General features: G+C 61.6%; 16 protein-coding genes and 1 pseudogene. 11 read left to right on the plus strand and 6 right to left on the minus strand.

The features are described 5' to 3' along the window. Positions 1-284: 284 nt before the first annotated feature. The gene (locus H145_RS23905; protein ID WP_157541065.1) at positions 285-560 is read left to right on the plus strand and encodes a hypothetical protein; all 276 of its coding nucleotides are present in this window, start codon (positions 285-287) and stop codon (positions 558-560) included. Between the two features lie 241 nt (positions 561-801). Here the strand turns inward: H145_RS23905 and accC are convergent, their stop codons facing one another. Next, positions 802-2,316, minus strand: coding sequence for an acetyl-CoA carboxylase biotin carboxylase subunit (accC, locus tag H145_RS0103075; protein WP_019946670.1), 1,515 nt, complete (start codon positions 2,314-2,316; stop codon positions 802-804). A gap of 353 nt (positions 2,317-2,669) precedes the next feature. Here accC and H145_RS0103080 point away from each other — a divergent pair, with 353 nt between their 5' ends. After that, complete coding sequence (locus H145_RS0103080) at positions 2,670-3,920, plus strand: aminotransferase class I/II-fold pyridoxal phosphate-dependent enzyme (RefSeq protein ID WP_019946671.1); 1,251 nt, start codon at positions 2,670-2,672, stop codon at positions 3,918-3,920. Between the two features lie 242 nt (positions 3,921-4,162). Continuing rightward, positions 4,163-4,330 (plus strand): annotated as a pseudogene (locus H145_RS24925) (histone H1); the annotation flags it as partial. A 270-nt stretch (positions 4,331-4,600) separates the two neighbouring features. Here the strand turns inward: H145_RS24925 and tyrS are convergent. Then, positions 4,601-5,923 (minus strand): tyrosine--tRNA ligase, encoded by a 1,323-nt coding sequence (gene tyrS / locus H145_RS0103090; protein WP_019946673.1) that lies wholly within the window; start codon positions 5,921-5,923, stop codon positions 4,601-4,603. A 196-nt stretch (positions 5,924-6,119) separates the two neighbouring features. Here tyrS and holA point away from each other — a divergent pair, with 196 nt between their 5' ends. Both holA and H145_RS0103100 read left to right on the plus strand, forming a co-directional pair. After that, positions 6,120-7,196 carry a DNA polymerase III subunit delta gene (gene holA, locus H145_RS0103095; protein WP_019946674.1) on the plus strand — a complete coding sequence of 359 codons (1,077 nt, stop codon included), beginning with the start codon at positions 6,120-6,122 and terminating at the stop codon, positions 7,194-7,196. Between the two features lie 152 nt (positions 7,197-7,348). Next, positions 7,349-7,615, plus strand: a complete 267-nt coding sequence (locus H145_RS0103100) for a hypothetical protein (protein WP_019946675.1) — start codon at positions 7,349-7,351, stop codon at positions 7,613-7,615. Between the two features lie 17 nt (positions 7,616-7,632). On the opposite strand, the gene H145_RS0103105 is transcribed toward H145_RS0103100, so the two are convergent. The 4 genes from H145_RS0103105 to H145_RS19705 all read right to left on the minus strand — a co-directional run bounded on the left by H145_RS0103105 (position 7,633) and on the right by H145_RS19705 (position 12,735). Further along, positions 7,633-8,238 (minus strand): 2,3-bisphosphoglycerate-dependent phosphoglycerate mutase, encoded by a 606-nt coding sequence (locus H145_RS0103105; RefSeq protein ID WP_019946676.1) that lies wholly within the window; start codon positions 8,236-8,238, stop codon positions 7,633-7,635. A 171-nt stretch (positions 8,239-8,409) separates the two neighbouring features. Further along, the gene (locus tag H145_RS0103110; protein WP_143069747.1) at positions 8,410-8,829 is read right to left on the minus strand and encodes a hypothetical protein; all 420 of its coding nucleotides are present in this window, start codon (positions 8,827-8,829) and stop codon (positions 8,410-8,412) included. Between the two features lie 60 nt (positions 8,830-8,889). Then, complete coding sequence (locus H145_RS0103115) at positions 8,890-9,549, minus strand: helix-turn-helix domain-containing protein (RefSeq protein ID WP_019946678.1); 660 nt, start codon at positions 9,547-9,549, stop codon at positions 8,890-8,892. 225 nt (positions 9,550-9,774) lie between these two features. Further along, entirely contained in the window at positions 9,775-12,735 is a 2,961-nt protein-coding gene (locus H145_RS19705; protein WP_019946679.1) for an Eco57I restriction-modification methylase domain-containing protein, read from the minus strand. A 269-nt stretch (positions 12,736-13,004) separates the two neighbouring features. On the opposite strand from H145_RS19705, the gene H145_RS0103125 reads away from it, so the two are divergent. From H145_RS0103125 to H145_RS0103150, 6 genes are all read left to right on the plus strand, one after another. Further along, complete coding sequence (locus tag H145_RS0103125; protein ID WP_019946680.1) at positions 13,005-16,160, plus strand: tetratricopeptide repeat protein; 3,156 nt, start codon at positions 13,005-13,007, stop codon at positions 16,158-16,160. A 260-nt stretch (positions 16,161-16,420) separates the two neighbouring features. Then, positions 16,421-18,112: a porin family protein gene (locus H145_RS0103130; RefSeq protein ID WP_019946681.1), complete on the plus strand. Its 1,692-nt coding sequence runs from the start codon at positions 16,421-16,423 to the stop codon at positions 18,110-18,112. A 164-nt stretch (positions 18,113-18,276) separates the two neighbouring features. Further along, positions 18,277-19,470 (plus strand): HU domain-containing protein, encoded by a 1,194-nt coding sequence (locus H145_RS0103135; protein WP_019946682.1) that lies wholly within the window; start codon positions 18,277-18,279, stop codon positions 19,468-19,470. A 205-nt stretch (positions 19,471-19,675) separates the two neighbouring features. Then, a complete protein-coding gene (locus H145_RS0103140; RefSeq protein WP_019946683.1) occupies positions 19,676-20,410 on the plus strand; it encodes a MotA/TolQ/ExbB proton channel family protein in 735 nt (244 codons plus the stop codon). 122 nt (positions 20,411-20,532) lie between these two features. After that, positions 20,533-20,937 carry an ExbD/TolR family protein gene (locus H145_RS0103145; protein WP_026351224.1) on the plus strand — a complete coding sequence of 135 codons (405 nt, stop codon included), beginning with the start codon at positions 20,533-20,535 and terminating at the stop codon, positions 20,935-20,937. A gap of 117 nt (positions 20,938-21,054) precedes the next feature. Then, positions 21,055-21,939 carry a hypothetical protein gene (locus H145_RS0103150; protein ID WP_019946685.1) on the plus strand — a complete coding sequence of 295 codons (885 nt, stop codon included), beginning with the start codon at positions 21,055-21,057 and terminating at the stop codon, positions 21,937-21,939. Positions 21,940-22,016 lie beyond the last annotated feature (77 nt).

Raw genomic sequence — 22,016 nt, forward strand, 5'->3', positions numbered from 1 at the left:
TTTTACTATAATGGGCTAATCGCATGAATAATATGCTGACTATGAAACCAGACCTAAGTATTTATGGCGACGCCAATACACAGCATAGAGCCGCATATTCCTTGATTATATTCGGTGCAGAAACGCTAAAAAGAGCAAATATTATAAAAGGAGTTGATAAGCTACGCACATACACGCAGATGATAAAATAAGGTTCACAATACAATAGAGGCGAACTTGTGTATGAATTTATTTTTGATTACGTGATTGATTGTGTTAGAATCTCAATGTTTTTTGAAGCATATATGAAGGCTGAACTTATAGTAGCAAACTTCTGCATTCATAATATTAATAGAGATGGCGCTAACGATGCTTTAAAGAAATTAGCGAATAAGCAGAGTAGAGCACCTGTCAGCCTGGATGATATCCAGGCTGCTGAACCATTTGTTATCAATGCAGAAAACAGCGATATAACCCATAAATATTTGAAAAATACAACACTTGGTTTCGGTATTCTAAATTCTTTACATTATCGAAAGTATTATCAGTTTGATAATTTTGTTGCAGAGGCTATCAATTAATTTAACCAAGAGAGAAATACGCTTCACTTTAAAGATAAAGCTATTTTTCAGCTTTCGGAAATTTTAGTTACTAAACTTGAGCGAATTAATGAATTTGTTGATTCTACAATAGAGAGGTGGAAACAGATGTTTCAGAGGTGAAAGATGAATACCATTCTTAGGTTTGCTAGTGAGTGTAGAAATAAAAAGGAGCGTGGCAATAGTTGGCCACGCTCCTTTTTATTTCTACACTCAAATACTACTACCGTACGCCCAGCCGGTTCCGCTTCCAGGCTGAACCGACTGCAGCCGGAGCTTCCGAAGATGTGGCAGCGGTAGCGCCCGGCTTCTTCTCCGTCAGCAGCATGGCGGCCAGCACGGCGGCTACCTGGGCAGAGGCTTCGTCGGGGGCGGCAGGCTGCAGGGCATCGGCCGGGAAATGGTCGCGGATGAAGTTGGTGTCGAAGTGGCCGCTCACGAAAGCGGGGTGCTGCAGCACGTAGGTTCCGAAGGCCAGCGTGGTTTCTATGCCGGTAATCTGGTACTCGGCAATGGCGCGCAGCATGCGGGCAATGGCCTCCTCCCGGGTGGCGCCGTGTACGACGAGCTTGGCAATCATGGGGTCGTAGTAAATCGGGATGTCCATGCCCTGCTCGAAACCGTCATCCACGCGCACGCCGGGGCCCTGGGGGCGCACGTAGGTGGTGAGCGTGCCGATATCGGGCAGGAAGTTGTTCTGCGGGTCTTCGGCGTACACGCGCAGCTCCAGCGAGTGGCCGGTAATCGTCAGATCTTCCTGCCGGAAGGGCAGGGGCTGGCCCTCGGCCACCCGAATCTGCTCCTTCACCAGATCGAGGCCGGTGATTTGCTCGGTTACGGGATGCTCCACCTGCAGGCGGGTGTTCATCTCCAGGAAGTAGAAGTTGTGCTTATCGTCGAGTAGAAACTCCACGGTGCCGGCCCCGGCGTAGTTGCAGGCGCGGGCCACGTCCACGGCGCAGCGGCCCATTTCGGCCCGCAGCTCGGGCGTGAGCACCGAGGAAGGGGCTTCCTCAATAACCTTCTGGTGGCGGCGCTGAATGCTGCACTCGCGCTCAAACAGGTGCACGATGTTGCCGTGCTCGTCGCCGAGCACCTGAATTTCAATGTGGCGCGGACCAGTCACAAACTTCTCGATGAACACCGCCCCGTCGCCGAAGGCTGATACGGCCTCGTTGATGGCCAGCTGCATCTGCTCCTCAAACTCCTCATCGGCGTGCACCAGGCGCATGCCCTTGCCGCCGCCGCCGGCCGAGGCTTTAATCAGCACCGGGTAGCCCACTTCGGAGGCAATGCGCCGGGCGGCGGGCACGTCGGAAATAGCCTCGGCGGTGCCGGGCACCAGCGGAATGTTGTAGGCCTGCACGGCCTGCTTGGCCGAAAGCTTGTCGCCCATGATGTTCATGGCTTCGGGCGAAGGGCCCACGAAAATCAGCCCCGCTTCCTTTACCTGGCGGGCGAATTCGGCGTTTTCGCTCAGGAAGCCGTAGCCCGGGTGAATGGCATCGACGCCCAGCTCGCGGCAGACTTCCAGGATTTTGTCGCCGCGCAGGTAGCTGTCTTTGCTGGCGGGCGGGCCCACGCACACGGCCTCGTCGGCGTAGCGCACGTGCAGGGCGTTGCGGTCGGCCTCCGAGAAGATGGCCACAGTCTGGATGCCCATTTCCTTGGCCGAGCGCAGCACGCGCAGCGCAATTTCGCCACGGTTGGCTACGAGAAGCTTCTTGATTTTCGTCATGGGGTGGGAGGGGTGGGAAGGCTGGAAATAGCTGTCATCCTGAGCGCAGCGAAGGCCCTTAGCACACTTGAATGATAAGGGTAGAATTCGCTCTTAACTGATAAGGTCCTTACTGATAAGGTCCTTCGCTGCGCTCAGAATGACAGGCTGTTTTTGGCAAAATGAGGCCGTTCTGATACCCAAAGAAACGACCTTCCGGCCGCACCAAAAAACGGCCGGGCCGAATTTGGCGGGCGTTGGATACGGGGCGGGGAAGGGTTACCTTTGCGGATTGCCATAACTTTGCACATATTCCGGCGGTTAAGGTCGCAATCATACCCGTCGTTTCCCTTTCACATTCAACCCGTTCCCTCGTGGATCTATTTGAAAAGATTGCCGCCAACCGCGGCCCGCTGGGCAGCCACTCGCACTACGCGCACGGCTATTTCGCATTCCCTAAGCTGGAAGGCGAAATCAAACCCCGCATGATTTTCCGCGGCAAGGAAGTACTTACCTGGAGCCTGAACAATTACCTGGGCCTGGCCAACCACCCCGAGGTGCGCCGCGCCGACGCCGAGGCCGCCGCCGAGTTCGGTATGGCCCTGCCCATGGGCGCGCGCATGATGAGCGGCAACTCCAACCTGCACGAGCAGCTGGAAAACGAGTTGGCCGAGTTCATCAAAAAGCCTGAGGTGATGCTGCTCAACTTCGGCTACCAGGGCGTGGTGTCGATTATCGACGCCATGGTGGGCCGCCACGACGTGATTGTGTACGATGCCGAGTCGCACGCCTGCATTATTGACGGGGTGCGCCTGCACGCCGGCAAGCGCTTCGTGTACATGCACAACGACATGGCCAGCCTCGAAAAGCAGCTTGAGCGCGCCCAGCGCATCACCGACGCCAGCGGCGGTGGCATTCTCGTGATTACCGAGGGCGTATTCGGCATGTCGGGCAATCAGGGCGACCTGCGCGGTGTTCTTAAGCTGAAGGAGAAATTCCAGTTCCGCCTGTTCGTCGATGATGCCCACGGCTTCGGCACTATGGGCGCTACCGGTGCCGGAACGGGCGAAGAACAGGGCGTGCAGGACGGCATCGACCTTTATTTTTCGACCTTCGCCAAGAGCATGGCCAGCATCGGCGCGTTCGTGGCGGGCCCCGAGAACGTAATTGAATATTTGCGCTACAACATGCGCAGCCAGATTTTCGCCAAAAGCCTGCCCATGCCGCTGGTAGTGGGTGCCCTGAAGCGTTTGGAGCTGCTGCGCACCAAGCCCGAGCTCAAGGAAAACCTCTGGACCATCGTGCGGGCCCTGCAGAGCGGTCTGCGCGAGAAAGGCTTCAACCTGGGCACGACGACTTCGCCCGTTACGCCGGTAATGCTGGCCGGCCAGATTGGCGACGCAGTGCAGATAACCTTCGATTTACGCGAGAATTACGGCATTTTCTGCTCTATCGTGGTGTATCCGGTGGTTCCCAAAGACGTGATTATGCTGCGCCTCATCCCGACGGCCGTGCACACGCTCGACGATGTGGAGCAGACCATCAAGGCCTTCGAAATTGTGCAGGATAAGCTGGCAAAAGGGCTTTATTCCAAAGCAGAAGTGCCTGCCGGGCTGGCAGACTAACTTCGCCCCGCCTAAATACAAAAGCCAGCTTCCATCTGCGGAGGCTGGCTTTTGTATTTAGCACTTTATTGAGATGCGCTTGCTGCCCTCTGCGGCCTGGCGGGCGGGCTGGAAGGGTAAAAAGGGCTTCGGGAGGCCGTGAGGAGGGTTTAAGAAAAAAACTTGAATAATTGCTTGTATTTGAAATCCCTGTATATTGGGGCCGAATCTTTTCATTTCCACATCCCATACCCCCTCCCAAAATGAGCAATTTTAGCAAACTGAAGGACCTCGTGATGTCGCTCGAAGGTGACTTCGAGAAGTTCTACGACAAGCAGAACTCGGCCGCTGGTACCCGCGTGCGTAAAGGCATGCAGGAGCTGAAGAACATGGCCCAGGAAATCCGCACCGAGGTGCAGAACAAGAAGAACGATGCCGCTCCGGCTGCTGGTGCTGCCGGCGCTGGTGCCAAGAAGGCCGCTCCGGCCGCTGGTGCTGCCAAGAAGGCTGCTCCTGCCAAGAAGAAGTAAGTAGCCCGGCCGCCCAGCGGCCACTACTACCAAAAAAGGGAGGCCCCGCCGATATTCGGCGGGGCCTCCCTTTTTTTGGCTTGGATATGAGAACTGAGAGGTGAGATATGAGAAGTGAGCTGTTAAATAGTTTTTCTCATATCTCACCTCTCAGTTCTCATATCTAAAAAACTACACCAGCTTCAGCAGGAAGTAGTTCTTCTTGCCCTTCTGAGCCACGAGGTACTGGCCAAGCAGCGGCGTTACGTCGGTGGCCAGGTGCTCGGGCGCGACTTTTTCGCGGTTCAGGCTCACGCCGCCGGCCTGCATCATCTTGCGGGCCTCGCCTTTGGAGGGGAAGATGGTGCCGCCGGTGGCCTCGCTCAGCAGGCTGACCACGTTCATCTCGGCCAGCTCAGCGCGGGGTACTTCCAGCCGCGGTACGCCGGCGAATACGTCGAGCAGCGTAGCCTCATCGAGCGAGGCCAGCTCGCCGCCCCCGAACAACACCTGCGAGGCCGCCAGGGCCGCTTCGTAGGCTTCCGCGCCATGTACGCGGGTGGTTACCTGCTCGGCCAGGGCCTTTTGCAGGATGCGCTTGTGCGGAGCCTCGGCGTGCTCGGCTTCCAGAGCCTCAATTTCAGGCTGAGTCAGCAGCGTGAAGACGCGGATGAGGCGGGGCACGTCGGCGTCGGCGGCGTTGAGGAAGAACTGGTAGAACTGGTAGGGGCTGGTCAGCGAAGCATCGAGCCAGACGGTGCCGGTTTCGCTCTTGCCGTATTTGGTGCCGTCGGCCTTGGTGATGAGCTGGCCGGTGAGGGCGTAGGCTTTGGCGGGCTTCTGCGCGCCTTCTTCCGGCTCGGCGGTGCCCATACGGCGGATAAGCTCGGTGCCGGTCGTGATGTTGCCCCACTGGTCGGAGGCGCCCATTTGCAGGGTGCAGCCGTAGGTGCGGAACAGGTGCACAAAATCGTAGCCCTGCAGCAGCTGGTAGCTGAACTCGGTGTAGCTCAGGCCCTCGGCGCCCGAGTTTTCGTCGCCGCTGATGCGGCGCTTCACCGAATCCTTGGCCATCATGTAGTTTACCGTCAGGTGCTTGCCCACTTCGCGCAGGAAACCCAGGAAGCCAAAGTCCTTGAACCAGTCGTAGTTGTTGACCACCAGCGCGCCGGTGGGCGAATCGTCGAAGACCAGAAACTTCTCCAGCTGGGCCCGGATGCCGGCCTGGTTGCGGCGCAGGGCCTCCTCATCGAGCAGGTTGCGCTCGGCGGATTTGCCCGAGGGGTCGCCAATCATGCCGGTGGCGCCGCCCACCAGGGCCAGGGGGCGGTGGCCGGCGCGCTGCAGATGCACCAGCAGCATAATGGTAGCCAGGTTGCCGATGTGCAGCGAGGGCGCGGTGGGGTCGAAGCCGATGTAGCCGCTGATGGGCGCATTCTGGCGCAGGTGCTCGTCGGTGCCGGGCATCATGTCGTGAAACATGCCGCGCCAGCGCAGTTCTTCAATCAGGTCCATGGAAAGAGTTGTCAGGGGGTAGTTGTCAGTTGTCGGGCAGGCAATACCGCTCCGGGGCGGGGTGCCCGCGGTGCGAAGTTCCGGCGCAGGGCACAAAGGTAGCGGCTCGGCGGTACCTTTGTTACGACTGGCGGGCGGGCTTTCGGAAGTGCACGCGGGAGCCTGACAACTGACAACGACCAACTGACAACTCATTATGCCTGTTTCCACGCCCGACGAAATCCTGGCCCAGCTCAAGCAGCGGCAGTTTGCGCCCGTGTACTTTCTGCAGGGCGAGGAGCCGTACTACATCGATCTGGTGGCCGATTTGCTCGAAAAGCACGTGCTGCCCGAGGCCGACAAGGGCTTCAACCAGGTAGTGCTGTATGGCAAGGACACCGACGTGGCCGGCATTCTGGGTCAGGCCAAGCGGTTTCCGATGATGGCCGAGCGCTCGGTGGTGATTGTGAAGGAGGCCCAGGCCGTGGCCGATCTGGAGAGCGAGAAAGCCTGGCCGTTTCTGGAAGCCTACCTGAAAAACCCACTGCAAAGCACCGTGCTGGTGTTCTGCTACAAGCACAAAACCCTCGACGCTCGCAAAAAGCTGGGCAAGCTGCTGGCCGGCGACAAGAAAACGCCCGCCCCCGCCGGCACCGTACTGCTGACCAGCAAGAAGCTCTACGACAACCAGGTGGCGCCCTGGCTCAGCCAGTACGTGCGCTCGAAAGGCCAGCAGATTACGCCCCAGGCCACCGCCATGCTGGCCGAATACATCGGCGGCGAGCTGAGCCGGCTCACCAACGAGGTGGACAAGATGCTGCTCAACCTGCTGCCCGGCCACAGCATCGACGAGGATTTGGTGCAGCGCATGGTGGGCATCAGCAAGGAGTACAACATCTTCGAGCTGCAGAGCGCGCTGGTGCGGCGCGACGTGCTCAAGGCCAACCGCATCCTGCTCTACTTCGAGGCCAACCCCAAAAACAACCCCATCATCCCCAACCTTACGCTGCTGTTCAACTTCTTCTCGCGGCTGCTGGCGTTGCACCAGCTGCCCAACCCCAGCGAGGCCGACTGGCTGAAAATGGGCCTGCGCTTCCCCATCCAGCGCCGCGACTACCAGACCGGCCTCAAGGTGTTCGACTTCGGCCGCTGCCGCGACATCGTGCACCTCATCCGCCGCGCCGACGCCCAGAGCAAGGGAATAGAATCGGGCTCGATGAGCGACGGCGAAATCCTGCGCGAGCTGGTGTGGCTGGTGCTGCACCCCGTGCCCCTACACGCCGTAACGGGGTAGGGCCGCCCGCCCAACGCCCCCGGGCTGAAGCCCCGGGCTACGGAGCGCAGCAGAACCAGAACTACCTGCTGACTAGCCCAGGGCTTCAGCCCGGGGGCTTGGGCTCGATACTAAGCAGGGTGCTACCTTGCCGCTCGTATCAACTTTCTCCCATGCAGGTTCTCGACATCATTGCCATTTCGCCCCAGGAAACCTTGCTGGTGGGCTACCCAACCGAAACCCTGCGGCCCGGCCCCTGGGAGCTGCGGCGCAACGGCGAGCTGGTGGCCACCGTGGAAGTAACCGGCCAGGCCGCCACCGAGGCCGACCAGAAAGGCAAGCTGGCCCCGCCCGGCGTGGTGATGTGCCGGGGCCGCATCGACCGGAAAGGGTTCGATTTCACCCGCGACGAGGTGACGCTGGTGCAGCCGGCGCAGTAGAATTGGGAGAAGTGCCGCTAAAGCACCCGCAGCTGCTCGATGCGCAAATCGGCCGTGAGGTCGTACACGCGGGCGCCGCCGGTCGGAATTTCCAGGTCCAGGACTTGCTGGGCGCTCAGGCCCTCCAGATACATGGCCAGGCCGCGGAGCGAGTTGCCGTGGGCTACCACCAGTACGTGCTGGTCGTGTGCGAGGTGGGGCCGAATGTGGGCCTCGTAGTAGGCTACGGCCCGCGTGCGGGTCTGGGCCAGGCTTTCGCCGCCGGGCGGCACCAGGTTGTAGCTGCGCCGCCACTGCTGCACCTGCCCGGCCCCGTACTGGCGGGCGGTTTCGGCCTTGTTGAGGCCCTGCAGCTGGCCGTAATTGCGCTCGTTGAGGGCCTTGTTGCGGTGGATGGACAGGGCGGTCTGGCCGAGGTCTTCCAGAATGATGCGCAGGGTTTCGTTGGCCCGCCTGAGCACCGAGGTAAAGGCCACATCGAAGCGGAAGCCCCGGAGCCTGGTGGCCGCGTCGTGGGCCTGCTGCTCGCCCAGCGGCGTCAGCTCCACGTCCAGCTCGCCAGTGAACAGGTTTAGGAGGTTGTACACGGACTGACCGTGGCGCACAAGCACGAGCTGAGCCATTGAAGCGGGAATGTGTGAGCTGAGACTGCCGGCAACCTACCACCCGGCAGATGGCGGCCGCATGAAGTAACGGCAACGTAGAGAAGCGTAGCGGGCAGTAGTCCAAAAAAATACCCCGACACAGCGTGCCGGGGTATTGGGGAGGGGGGCGTAGCCTGCAGTTGGCGCCGTTTACGCACCGAGGGTAGCGCGATGAGCCGCAATGCCGGCCAGCGCGGCCGTGAGCACATCTACCTGGCCCTGCACCTGGGCGGCGTCCACGGTTTTCAGGAAGCGGTCGGTGCCGGCGGTGCTGCGGTTGCTGCGCATGATTTTCTTGCGCTGGGCCTGGAGCAGCTCCAGGTTGTCGAGGGCATCCTGCTGCTGCTGGGGCGTGAGGCCGGGTAGGGCAGCCTGGCCCTGAGCGGTCAGAATCTCCCCGTCTTTTTTGGCCAGGGCGGCCGCGCCGCTGGCCTGGCTGCGGTCGGCGCGCTCGTCGGCCAGGTCGAGGCCGGTGTCGCGGTAGCTGTAGGTTTTCAGCTCGAAATTGACGTCGGCGGTGGCCGCGTCGCACTCGGCCCAGGTGGTGAGCAGGCTGTAATCGGGACTCATGGGCATAAGGGGGTAAAAGATTAATGAAAAGAAGGTTACTGCGCTAAATATAGGTGGCGGCTAATTCGTTTGCAAGTAGGCTGGCAGCAGCGCCGTGGCCAGGGCTTCGGCCTCGGCGAGCAGGCCGGCCGCCTGGGCCCGCAGGCGGTGGTAGCGCCCGACTTCGGCAGCGGAAAGGGGGGCGGCGCGATGCGCCAGCCAGGCCCGCAGCCAGCGGGCGTGGTCGAGGGCGCGGGCCGGGTCGGTGGGGTCGGCGGCCTGGGCCAGAGCCGCGGCCAGGGCCTGGGCGGCGGGCGTATCGGGGGCGGCGACCGGGGGCGCGGCGGGGTTGGGCGGCGGGAGCAGGGCGGGCAGGGCGGCGGCCCAGCGGGCGGCTACGTGGGCGCGGGCGGCCAGCGCGTCGGCCTCGGCTAGCAGCCCTTCGGCGCGGTGGCGGCACACCCGCTGCCGGAAGTCGAGGTCGGCCGCCTCGGGGGCGGGCGTGAGAGGCGGCAGGGCCGCGCCGGGGCCGGGGTGGGCGGGCACGGCGGGCGGGGGCAGCTGCAACAGCAACGGCAGCAGCACCGCCCGCACGGCCGCCGACAGGGGCCGCCGCCCGCTTTCCAGGTCGCGCACCAGCGGCGCACTGATGCCCAGGTACAGCGCCAGCTCGGCCTGCGTGAGGCCAAACCAGGCCCGTACGCGGGCTATTAGCGAATCGGGCGGGGGTAAACGGGACATGAGAAAGGGCAGTTGCGCTGTTTCTAGATCATTAAATAGAAAACAGCGCAATATAATCTACATATATTGCGCTGTTTTTGATAATAATAAGTAAAAAGCGCGCAAAGGCAATGCGTAGGGTGCGGGGCTTGCCCCCGCCCGCCGTTGCACGACTCAGACCCGAACCGTTGAACGGCGGGCGGGGGCAAGCCCCGCACCCTACACCGTGCTAGTGATGACACCCCGCTACCCCTGGGGCCAGACGGCGTACTCGGCCTCCGAAAGCCGTTGGGCCAGGCCCGGCTCCACTACCTGGGCCTCGGCGTAGCTCAGGCCATAGAGTAGGTACACGAGGTGGTCGAGGCGCTGGTCGAGGCGGCGGATGCGGGCTTGCAGCTGGCTTTGCGCCGTAGCCCCGGTGGCCGCCCGCAGCTGCGGGTGCAGCGCCAGCAGCTGCCCGACAAAGGCCACGACGGTATCGTGGTGCTGCTGGTCGGCGGGCTTTTTCAGATCGAGGGCGGGAATGGGGAGCTTTGCAAGCTGATTAGTCCGAAATTTTGTAAAGGCTCCCTCTGTCAACTCAAAAGCCGTCTTTTTAATAAAATAGGTCGAAATTCCAGAATTAAGGATTCCAAGAAGGAACGTATGTGAAAGGCTAGAATTATTATCTTTTAAATATATAGCATACAAAGAACTCAAAACGTAATGATGCTTAGTATCAAGAGTCGCGGTGATTCTTGAGCCAGTTTCACGTACTATTATTTTTTCAGTTTCATAAAAGGTTTTGTTAGCCCAATTTCTTGCTAGCCAAGGTCCATAATTCATATATAAGTTTGATTCAGCAGCTCCATATCTTTCAATTGAGCGACCTTTAAGAGTTGGTTTCCACGGGTCGCCAGGATTTGCGGTAAACTCCTTAACGTATTTTTTATCGTCACCAGTCTTTATACACTGCCTTAAAAAACATATCTCGCCAAGTAGCTTACTTCCTTTTTGCATGGTAGTGAAGATTCCGGCTGTTTCCTCATCACCAGTGAAGATGTCAATTGTAGACGCTGCCCCTTTTCCAAGGTTCGCTTGTATAGATGAGTAGTCAAAAGCAGCAGTCAAGGCATCCTTCGATATCACCCCCTTCTTGATGCCGACAAGATTTTTTTCATATTCATTCTTAAGCTTTTCCTTCGCTAGGATAAGAATACATGTGTGAACTGTCGGGTCTTCAAAAACAGGGAATTTAAAACTGATTATCTGTTTAATAGCTGTTTTATTAATTAGAAGCTGCCGCGCCTTAGATGAGTAAAGATTAGTAAGTATAGGTGCTGGGATAATGTATCCCATTTCACCTGTTGTACTAAGCATATTTACCCCTTTCTCTAAAAATAACTCATAAAGGTCAGTTCGTCCCTGAACTACAGTGAAATGCCCCTCAAAGTATTTTTTTAAAATATCATCCTGCACCAGAGCATACGGCGGGTTGCCAATCACGGCATCGAAGCCACCTTGCCGGAACACGTCGGCAAACTCGTCGCGCCAGCTGAAGGGCTTCACGGCGCGCTCGGTGCCGGGGGCGAAGTCCAGCTCGCCGTCGTAGAAATCGATATCGACCAGCGAGTTGCCTACCCGGATGTTCTGGTCGATGGTGGGCAGCACCCGCTCCAGGCCCAGGCTCTGCTGCATACTGGCCGATGTTTCGCCTTCGAGGCACTTGAGCAGCAGCGAGAGTTTGGTGACTTCGACGGCCTGCTCGTCGAGGTCGACGCCGTAGAGGTTGTTGAGCAGGATGGTTTTCTTGACGGCCGTAGTCAGGTGGCCGTCGGGGGTGAGGGCCTTGCCGCTGCCGGGGGGCCGGGCGGCCGTGCCGCCCTTTTTGGCCGGGCCGGCCGGGGCCAGCGTGGGCGGCAGGGCGGCTTTGGGGTGGGTCTGGTAGTAGTTGAGGTGCCAGTCGAGCAGGAACTGGTAGGCCCCGAGCAGGAACGAGCCCGAGCCGCAGGCCGGGTCGACGATGCGCAGCCTGGCTACCTGCTGGGGGCTGCTGCCCTCGCAGAGCTTGCCCACGGTTTGCTTCACGATGTACTCGACGATATAGGCGGGGGTGTAGAACACGCCGCCGGCCTTGCGCACCTCGGGCTTCTCCTCGATAACCACCGTGCCGTCGGCCTGCAGCTCGATGACCTTGCCCAGGAACCGCTCGTAGGCCGAGCCCAGGATGTCGGCCCCGATAACCGAGAATTCGTAGGGCGACTCGGGGTAGTAGAGGCCGTTGATGAGGGGCGTCAGCACGTCGTCGCCCAGCTGCACCCTGGCCGACAGCTCGTCTTTGCCCAGGTCGAAGAGGCCGGAGTTGTAGCGGTTCTGGGCCTCGCGGAAGCGGCCGAGCAGGGCTTTATAAATGCTGCCGTCTTTGCCCTTGGTTTTGAGCACGGCCTGCAAGTCGCCGTAGGCTTCCACGCCCCGGTCTTCGGTGATGCGCAGGAAAATGAGCCGGTCGAGCAGCATCTGCACCAGAAACCGGAGCTGCTCGGCATCGAGCTGGGGGTTGCGGGCGGCCAGGCCCCGGGCCAGGGCGGCGCGCATCTGCTCCAGCGTATCGAGAAAGGCCCTATCCACGGTTTCCTTGCCCCGGCGGTTGGAGCCGCTGGCCACGAACCGGTCGAGGTTGCCGCGCAGCACGCTTTCCTTGCTGAAGTTGTCCCAGAGGAAATCGAACTTGTCGGCGTACTCATCGAAGGTGAGGTAGTGCAGGCGGGCCTTGCGGGCCTTGTCTTTGGGGTCGGGCTGCACGGTGCAGTCGTAGACGGCCAGCTCCTCAAAATCGGTGAGCAGGCTCAGGGCCATTTTGGCGTTCCAGCCGTAGCGGCGCACCTGGTAGGCGGGCTGCACGTCGTCTTTGATGTCGACGCTGGGTTTTTTGGCTTCCAGGAAGAACAGGTTCTGGCCGCCGGGCAGCCGGAACAGGTAGTCGGGGGCCTTGGTGGCTTTGCCCACCCGCACTTTGGCTTCGTGCACCACCTCGCAGTAGGCCGAGGAGGCGCCGTTGTCGTTGTTGACGTCCCAGCCCAGGGCTTTAAAGAAGGGGTTGATGTAGTGAATCCGGACTTCGGTTTCGCTGTATCGGCCGCGCTTGTAGTCGGGCAGCTGGTGGGTAAAGTTCTCAACGAGCCGGGCAATTTCGAGCCGGGCCTGCTCTTTGGATAGCGGTTGAAACATGCAGTGAATAGGGTAGGAGCGCCGGGCGAAACTGCCGCGCCGGAGCCAAGCTAAGCATAGCCGCACTACGGGGCAAGCCGGGGCGGGTGATGAAAGGGGGATAAAAGGCTAAAACCAGCTCCCCCAGTACACCAAACCACCCGCCTGCCGCGTTAAAACCGCCAGTAATGCCCATTCCGGGGCAACCCCGGCCGAACTTTTCGCTACTTTTGGCTTCCGCCCATCGCCGCCAACCGGGCGCGGGCCCTTTCTTGCGCAACTCCTCCTTGATGAACCTATTCCCCCGTCTGGCGCTGGCTGCCACCCTTGGCGCCGCCGCCCCGCTGGCCGCCCTGGCCCAGCAAACGCAGGTATTTACGTCTGATGAACGCTTTTTTCAGGAAGGCCTGGAGCTGTTCGACAAGGGCAAGTACGGGGCCGCCCAGCAGGCCTTCCGGCAGTACCAGGGCCAGGTAGAGCGCCGCACCGGCCAGCTGGCCCCCGGCCGCCTCGCCGACGCCGAGTACTACGACGCCGTGGCCGGCCTGCAATTGCTGCACCCCGATGCCGAGGACCGCATCCTGTCGTTTGCCGCCAACAACCCCGCCCACCCCAAGGCCAGCCAGGCCTACTTCGAGCTGGGCCGCTTCTACTTCAATAAGAAGGACTACGTGCGCGCCATCGACTACCTGCAGAAGGTGGGGCCCGACAACCTGAGCGACGACCAGCGGGCCGAGTCGGAGTTCAAGCTGGGCTACAGCTACTTCGCCCAGAAAGAGTTCGACAAGGCCCGTTTGCAGTTCGACCGCAACAAGGCCGGCCAGCACCAGTACCGCTACGCCAGTTCGTATTACGCCGGCTACCTGGCCTACCGGGCCGGCGACTTCGAGGGCGCCCGGCGCGATTTGGCCGTAGCCGAGCAGAACGACGCCTACCGGCCCGTGGTGCCGGCCCTCATGGCCCAGATTCTGTACAAGGAAGGCGACTACGACGGCCTGATTGCCTACGCCCCCGAGGCCCTGCGCCAGACCCCGCCGCCCCAGAGCGCCGACGAGATTCAGCTGCTGCTGGCCGATGCCTACTACCAGAAGCAGGAGTTCAAGGAAGCGGCCGTGTACTTCGACAAATACGCCGCCGGCCGCAAGAAAATCGAGCCCGAGGTGCAGTACAAGGTGGGCTACGCCAACTTCCGGCAGGGTGATTTCAAGGGGGCCATTGGCAGCTTCAAGGGCGTGGCCGCCCGCCGCGACTCGCTGGGCCAGAACGCCGCTTACCACCTGGGGTTGAGCTACCTGAAAACCAACCAGAAGCAGCTGGCCCTGAATTCGTTCGGGGCTGCCCGCCAGCTTACCTTCGACAAGAACATCACCGAAAACGCCACGCTCAAGTACGCCCAGGTCAACTACGAGCTGGGCAACTCGGCCGAAACGGTGGCCGCGCTGCGCGACTTCCAGAAACGGTTTCCGCGCTCCAAAAACCAGCCCGCCGTGGATGAGCTGCTGAGCGAGAGTTTCCTGAACTCCTCGGACTACGCCCAGGCCCTCAACTACCTCGACAAGCTCGACGACCGCAGCGCCAAGCTGAATGCCACCTACCAGCGCGTGGCCTTTTTGCAGGCCGCCACGCTCTTCAACGACAACCGCTACCAGGAGGCGCTGCCGCTGCTCGACAAAAGCCTGCGCTACCCCGAAGACGACGCGCTGCGCGCCGGCGCCCAGGTGCTCAAGGGCGACATCTACTCGTATGGCCAGCAGTACCCGGCCGCCATTACGGCCTACCAGGCGGCGGCCCGCACCAGCCGGCGCCGGGGCGCGGCCGATACCGACTACGACCAGCAGGCCCGCTACGGGCTGGGCTACGCCTACTACAACACCAAGGACTACGCCCAGGCCCGCCAGCAGTTCCAGGCCTGGCTGCGCGACCCGGTGGCCAAGCCCACCGATGCCAACTACTACGACGTAACCCTGCGCGTGGGCGATTTGGCCTACCTGGCCAAGCAGTACCCCCAGGCCCTGGAGCAGTACGAGAAGGTGATAAAAGCCAACGCCGCCGACAAGGACTACGCCTACTACCAGAAAAGCGTGGTACTGGGCCTGATGGGCCGCCGCGACGAAGCCGCCGCCAGCCTCAGCACCCTGCTCAAAACCAACCCCGGCTCGCGCTACGCCGACGACGCGGTATACCAGCAGGCCCAGCTCGACTACGAGGCCGGCGAGTTCCAGGCCGCCGTCGATGGCTTCTCGCGGCTGGTGGCCAACCGCCCCAACTCGCCGCTGATTCCGCAGGCGTTGCAGAAGCGTGGCATTGCCTACCAGAACCTGAGCCAGCACGACAAGGCGGCCGATGATTTCAAGCGGGTGCTACGCGAGTTTCCGCGCACCAAGTCGGCCCAGAGCGCTATTTACAGCCTCCAGGAAAGCCTGAGCGCCCAGGGCAAAACGGAGGAGTTCGACCAGTACCTGGCCCAGTTCCGCCAGCAGAACCCCGACAGCAAGGCCGCCGAGAGCGTGGAGTTTGAGGCCGCCAAGTCGCTGTACCTGGCCGAGAAGTACGCCCAGGCCATTCCGCGCCTCGAAGGTTACCTGAAGCAGTACCCCAGCACCGTGCTGGCCGCCGACGGCCGCTACTTCCTGGCCGACTCGTATTTGCGTACCGACCGCAAGGCCGAGGCTTTGCCGCGCCTGAAGGCCGTGGTGGAGGAAAACAAGAGCGAGTTCGTGAACCGCGCCGTGGGCCGGATTGCCGATTTGGAGTTCGAAAACAAGAACTACGCGGAGGCCGCCAAGTACTACGCCCGCCTCCGCGAGGTGTCGCAGAACAAGCGCGAGGTGGCCAACGCCGGCATCGGCCTGCTGAAAAGCAGCTACGAAGCCGGCGACCTGGAGACCACCCGCCGCGTGGCCACGGAGCTGCAGGCCCAGGGCGGCGCGGCGCTCAACGCCACCAACCTGGCGCTGCTGTATCTGGGCAAGGCCAGCCTGAAAGCCGGCAACCTCGACCAGGCCGCCACCGAGCTGACTACGGCCGCCGCCACGGCCAAGGACGAGAGTGGGGCCGAAGCCCAGTACCTGCTGGCCCAGACGCTGTTTCAGCAGCAGAAGTACCCCGAAGCCCTCGACGCCGCCTACAAGAGTAACGCCGACTTCGCCGCCTACGACCTGTGGCTGGGCCGCGCCTTTCTGCTGATTGCCGACATCTACAAGGAGCAGAACGAAATCTTCCAGGCCCGCGCCACGCTCAACTCCATCATCGACAACAAGTTCCCGGTGGCCGAAGTGGTAGCCGGCGCCAAGGAGCGCCTCGCCGCCCTGCCCGCCGACACCACCCCCGCGGCCCCCGCCACGCCCGCACCCACCGGCAAAGCCCCCGCCAAAACTCCCAAGCCCAAAACGCCTCCCCGCAACTCCCTCACGGCCCCCGCCGACACCACGGCCACGCCCCGTTGAACAGTGTAGAGACGCGTATTCGCGTCTCGTCGTTGAACGGTTTGCCGTTGAACGACCGGCGCAACGAGCTAGGCGGCCCTGGCAAAACGGCCAGCGGGCCGTTCAACGACGAGACGCGAATACGCGTCTCTACACCGCTGGTTTAGACAACCCTGCGCATCAATCTAATAATCAGCTTTAAAGTAGGAGAGGAGTGTAAGGAAACCAGGCTATCAGAAACGATACCCTAAGCCCTAAGCCCTAAGCCCTAAGCCCTAAACATGACCCATAAACTCCTGGCCGCCGCCGCCCTGCTGACCGTTGCCGCCCCGGCCTTTGAGGCCCGGGCCCAGAAAACGCGCGGCAAGATTGAGGACGCCGAAATCGAGATTGTGAAGGAGCGGGTGAACGAGCTGCCCCCGGCCGCCCGCAACTTCGAGAAGGTGAAGATTGAGGCCCCGGCCAAAACCACCACGGCCCCCGCTTACACCTACCCCGACTTCCGGCTGCCGTCCGACAAGCTCAACCCCACGGTGCGCGTGCTCACCATCCGGCAGGAGCAGCTGCCCGAGCTGAGCGGCAACTACCTCAAGGCCGCCATCGGCAACTACGGCACCGCCTACGGCCGCGCCTATTTGCACAACAACCGCTCGGAAACCCTCAATTACGGCCTCGATTTCAAGCACCTCTCGTCGAGCCGCGGGCCGATTGACCGCGAGAATTCGCGCCAGAGCCAGACCAGTCTGGGCCTGAACGGCGAGACCTACAGCGGCCCGCTGGTGCTGGGCGCCAAGGTGAACCTGGGTCGTGAGCGGTACAACTTCTACGGCTACAACCGCAACGTCATCGACCTGCCCAAGTCCGACAGCCTCAAGCAGGTGTTCAAGCGGGCCGGCGTGCTGGTGTACGCCCGCAACCGCGCCCGCGACGCCGCTTTCCAGTACGATTTGGGCCTGGGTTACAACTATTGGAGTGATGCGTTCAAGGCCAGTGAGAGCAACGTGTACGCCACGCTGCGCTCGGCCTACAAGCTCACCGAAACCAGCCAGGTGAAGGTAGATGGCGACCTGTCGTTCATCTCCCACAAGGATGCCGTGACCGAAAGCCGGCCGTTTTTCCAGGTGGCGCCGGCCTTCGAAACGACCCTCAACCGCCTCAACCTGCGGGTGGGCGCCACGCTGGGCTACACCGGCGACACGATTACCAACGCCCGCCAGTTCAACGTGTTTCCGGCCCTGCGGGCGGCCTACACGGTTACCGAAGACAAGTTTGTGGTGTACGCCGGGCTGGGCGGGGGCATCGAGCGCGTCACGCTGTATGATTTGAGCACCGAGAATCCCTGGCTGGCCCCCAACGTGCGGGTGGCCGACACCCGCCGCGGCCCCACGCTCTACTTCGGCTTCGACGCCGCGCCCGCCCGCGCCCTGGAGGTGAAGGCCCGCGTGACGCTCTCCAACGACCGGAACCTGTACTTCTACAACAACTCGGCCCGCGACACCACCAAGTTCGATTTGGTGTACGACCAGAAATCAACCCAGCTTTTCAACCTGCACGGCGAGGTGATTTACAACGCTGCCGAGCAGCTGCGCCTGGGCCTGAAGGCCGATTACAACGGCTACAACGTGAAAACGCTGGCCCAGCCCTTCCACCGCCCCAAGTTCCAGTCCACGCTGTTCGGCTCGTACAACTTCTACGACAAGCTGCGGGTGGGCGCCGAGCTCTACACGCTCAGCTCCAGCTACGGCGCCGGCTACACCGGTGGCAGCTTCGAGCCGGCCTACATTCCCGGCACCCAGGTAGTGCGCCCCACCGACACCGTTATCGACCTGAACCTGCGCGGCGACTACCAGCTGACGGAGCAGTTCTCCATCTTCCTGCTGGGCAACAACCTGCTGGGCCGCAGCAACATGCAGTACCTCAACTACCCCGTGAAAGGCATCAACGTGCTGGGCGGCGTGAGCTACCAGTTTTGAGTTTAGAGCCTAGAGCTTAGAAGGAAGAACTTAGATTTCAAAAGGCGAGGTGCCGTTTGATTCTTCCTGCTTCTAAGCTCTAAGTTCTCCCTTCTAAACTCTCCTAACCGTATCATTGCGTACATTTCGGCTTCCATTGCCCGTTCTGCCCGACTCTCAAGCCTATGCTCGCCGACCATATCCGCGCCCTGCTCCAGCACCACGACTGCGTAATCATCCCCGATTTTGGGGGCCTGATTGCTGATTACGCGCCGGCTCGCATCCATCCGGTACGCCATACGCTGGCCCCGCCGGCCAAGCGCGTGGCCTTCAACCAGAGCCTGACCCGCAACGATGGGCTGCTGGTGGATGCGCTGAGCCAGAAGCTGAGCGTGAGCCCGGCCCAGGCCCGCGAGCTGGTGCAGCAGGCCGTGCACAATATGCAGCAGGAGCTGGCCGCCGGAAACCGCACCGAATTAAGCGGCGTCGGTACCTTTAAACAGGCGCCCGGCCGCGGGCTGGAATTCGAGTACACCGGCTCCGAGAACCTGCTCGGCGCCAGCTTCGGGCTGCCCGAGCTGGTGTCGCGCCCGGTACGGGCCACCGATGCGCTGCTGGCCCGCGAGCGGCCCGCCGCGGCGCCGCAGCTGCGCACCCGCCGCCTGGGCTGGGTGTGGCGCTCAGTGGGCGTAGCGGCCATTGCCGGCCTCGTACTGTCGGCCAACTATATGTTTGCTGACTTGGCCGGCTACCTGCCCGACGAACTGCGCGGGCTGCCCCAGGCCCGGCCTACGGCGTCCGTACCCGTCCGCCAGCAGGCCAGCCTGAGCACCGCCGCCACCCACCTCACCGAAACCCCGGCCGCCGCCGCCTCATCCGATGATTGGGATGCCGTAGCCACCGAAACCGGCCTGACGGAGCCGGCGGCTGCCCCGGCCACCGTGCCCGCGAAACCCGCCGCCACCGTGCCCGCCACAGCCATCCGGCCGGCCCTGACGGTGGCCGGCACGCCCGACCAGGGCACCAAGCCGGCCGCCCCCAAAGCCGCCGCTGCGAAGCCCGCCGCGGCCCCGGCCAAGGCCCCGGGCTGGGAGAAAGCCGCCGCTACCAATGCAACCGCTGGGGCTTCGGCCGCGACTGTTAGCAAGCGCACGGGCCGTTTCTACGTCATTGCCGGTTCCTACACCACCCTGGCCAACGCCGAGAAGGGCCGGCAGGCGCTGGTACGGCTGGGCCACCCGGCCCGCGTGCTGCTGCCCGCGCCCGGTAGCCGGCAGTTCATGCTTTCGGCCGCCGATTTCCCCGACCGCACCTCCGCCGACCGTCAGGCCATCATCCTGCGCAAGCGCATGGGCGACCTTTGGATCAAACAATATTAAGATTAGTGCTTAGTTGATAGTGCGTAGAAATTGGTCATCCTGACGAAGCCAGCATGTTTGCCGGCTGCCACTTGTCGTTTCGATGGGGGCGGCCGGCAAACATACCGGCTTCATCAGGATGACGTTCTTTTATTGCCCGTCTTTCCGCTAAGCCTTTCCGCCAGTAGCCTAAGCACCCCAACCCAGCCCTACGCCCCTAAAAAGAATGACGCTTCTGTCTCTGTTTCTGCAACTTCTGGTAGGCGACCCGACCGCCATTCCCGCCGGCTCGCCGGCCGCCGCCGACTCGGCCGTTACGGCCGCCAACCAGGCCGTTGCCGAGGCCTCGGGCCTCTCGCTGATTGATTTGGTAATTGCCGGCGGCTGGATTATGGTGCCGCTGTTTCTGCTGCTCTTCCTCACGATTTACATCATGCTGGAGCGCTACCTCACCATCCGCAAGGCCGGCGCCGTGCCCGAGTCGTTCATGCCTGGCATCGGCAACCTGATGGTGAAGGGCGACTTGCAGGGCGCCAAAATGCTGTGCGCCCAGAACCCTACGCCGCTGGCCCGCATGATTGAGAAGGGCATCCGCCGGGTGGGTTTGCCGCTGAACGAAATCGAGGCCAGCGTGGAAAACGTGGGTAAAATCGAAATTGCCCGCCTCGAAAAGAACATCAACGTGCTGGGCATCGTGGCCGGCATTGCGCCCATGCTGGGCTTCGTGGGCACGATTATCGGCGTTATCAAGATTTTCTACGCCATCAGCTCGACCGGCGACTTCGGCATTGCCCAGATTTCGGGCGGTCTGTACACCAAAATGGTGACCTCGGCGGCCGGCCTCATCATCGGCATCATCGCCCACATCGGCTACCACTGGCTCAGCATCATGGTCGAGCGCATGGTTTTCCGCATGGAAAACTCCGCCATCGAGTTCATGGACATCCTGCAGGACAACTAAAGGTGAGATGGTGAGTTGGTGAAATGGTGAGTTGACGTTCTGTTTGCGCTACTTGCTCAACGCACGCCATTCGCACCGCTAAAACACCAACTCACCATTTCACCAACTCACCATCTCACCGCATGAATCTCAGCCGGCGCCGTAAGCTTTCTTCGCACGTCGAGACCAGCTCGATGAACGACATCATGTTCTTCCTGATGCTGTTCTTCCTGATTGTGTCGACGATGGTGAACCCGAACGTCATCAAGCTCATGCTGCCCAATGCCCGCTCGGGCAAGCAGGCCATGAAGCAGCCCATCACCGTCTCGGTCGATGCGGCCGGCACCTACTTCATCGACCGGCGGCCCATTACGCCCGCCGAGCTGGAGCCCGAGCTGGCCCGCCGCATCGAGGGCCTGGAAAGTCCCACCGCCGTGCTGCGCGTCGATGCCTCGCTCAACGTGCAAAAGCTGGTCGACATCCTCGAAATCGGCAACCGCCTCAAAATTAAAATGGTCATGGCCACCCAGGCCCAGCAAGGGAAATGAGTTTGGTTGGTTTTTGGTGATTGGTTTTTTGTTATTGGCTGTTATTCAAAAGGAGTCAAGCAAGCAAACCAACAAGAGCGAAGCCAAAAACCAATCACCAAAAACCAAAAACTAACCATGGAATACCGCGAAGAGCATCGGCGCGAAGCCTTTATCGGGACCGTGATTTTTCACGTGGCCCTGGCCGTGCTGTTCTTTTTCGCCGTGTTTAAGGGGCCCGACCCGCCGCTGGAAACGCTCGGTGGTGATGGCGTGGAGCTGAACTACGGGGTGGATGAGGTCGGCTCGGGTGACATCCAGAGCCAGGCCCCGGCCAACGAATCGAAGAACCGCGAGGACAGCCGCCCGCCCGCCGCCCAGCCCGACCCTACGCCGCCCCAGCCCACGGCCCAGCCCGAGCGCACGCCGCCCACCGAGCAGCGCGTGGTAACCAGTGAGGCCGAGGAAAGCCCCGTAACGGTGCCGCCCACGCCCAAACCCGCGCCGCCCCGCGAGGAGGTGAAGCCCACGCCCGAGCCCGTGCGCCCCAAAGTAGACCAGCGGGCCGTGTTCACGCCCCGCGCCAACCGCGCCGACGGCGGGGGCAACGGCGTAAATGGCACCAGCAACGCGCCCACCGGCAACAACAACGGCGACAACCCCGGCACCGTAGGCGACAAGGGTGACCCGCGCGGCACCTACGACGGCAAAGCCTACTCGGGCGAGCCCGGTAGCGGCGGCCGTGGCACCAGCCCCGGCAGCGGCGGCCTCGACATGGCCGGCTGGGCCTTCGTGAACCGCCCCACCGCCCCGGCCATCGACAACACCTCGGGCTTCATCCGCTTCAGCATCAAAGTGAATGCCGACGGCGAAGTGGAGGCCGTGCGCAAAGTGTCGGGCAACGTGTCGCCGGCCCAGGAAAAAGCCTGCCGCGACGCGCTGGAAAGCGCCGAGTTCCGCCGCACCAACTCGGCCAACGGCGGCGCCACCGGCTTCTACACATTCCGGTTCACGGTACGATAGGCGCTTGGCGTTGCGAACGGCTGTAGCGCGAAGCTTCCGCTTCGCGTATCGTCGACCGATAGTAGGCGGGAGTCAGC

This window comes from Hymenobacter aerophilus DSM 13606 (assembly GCF_000382225.1).
GTDB lineage: Bacteria > Bacteroidota > Bacteroidia > Cytophagales > Hymenobacteraceae > Hymenobacter > Hymenobacter aerophilus.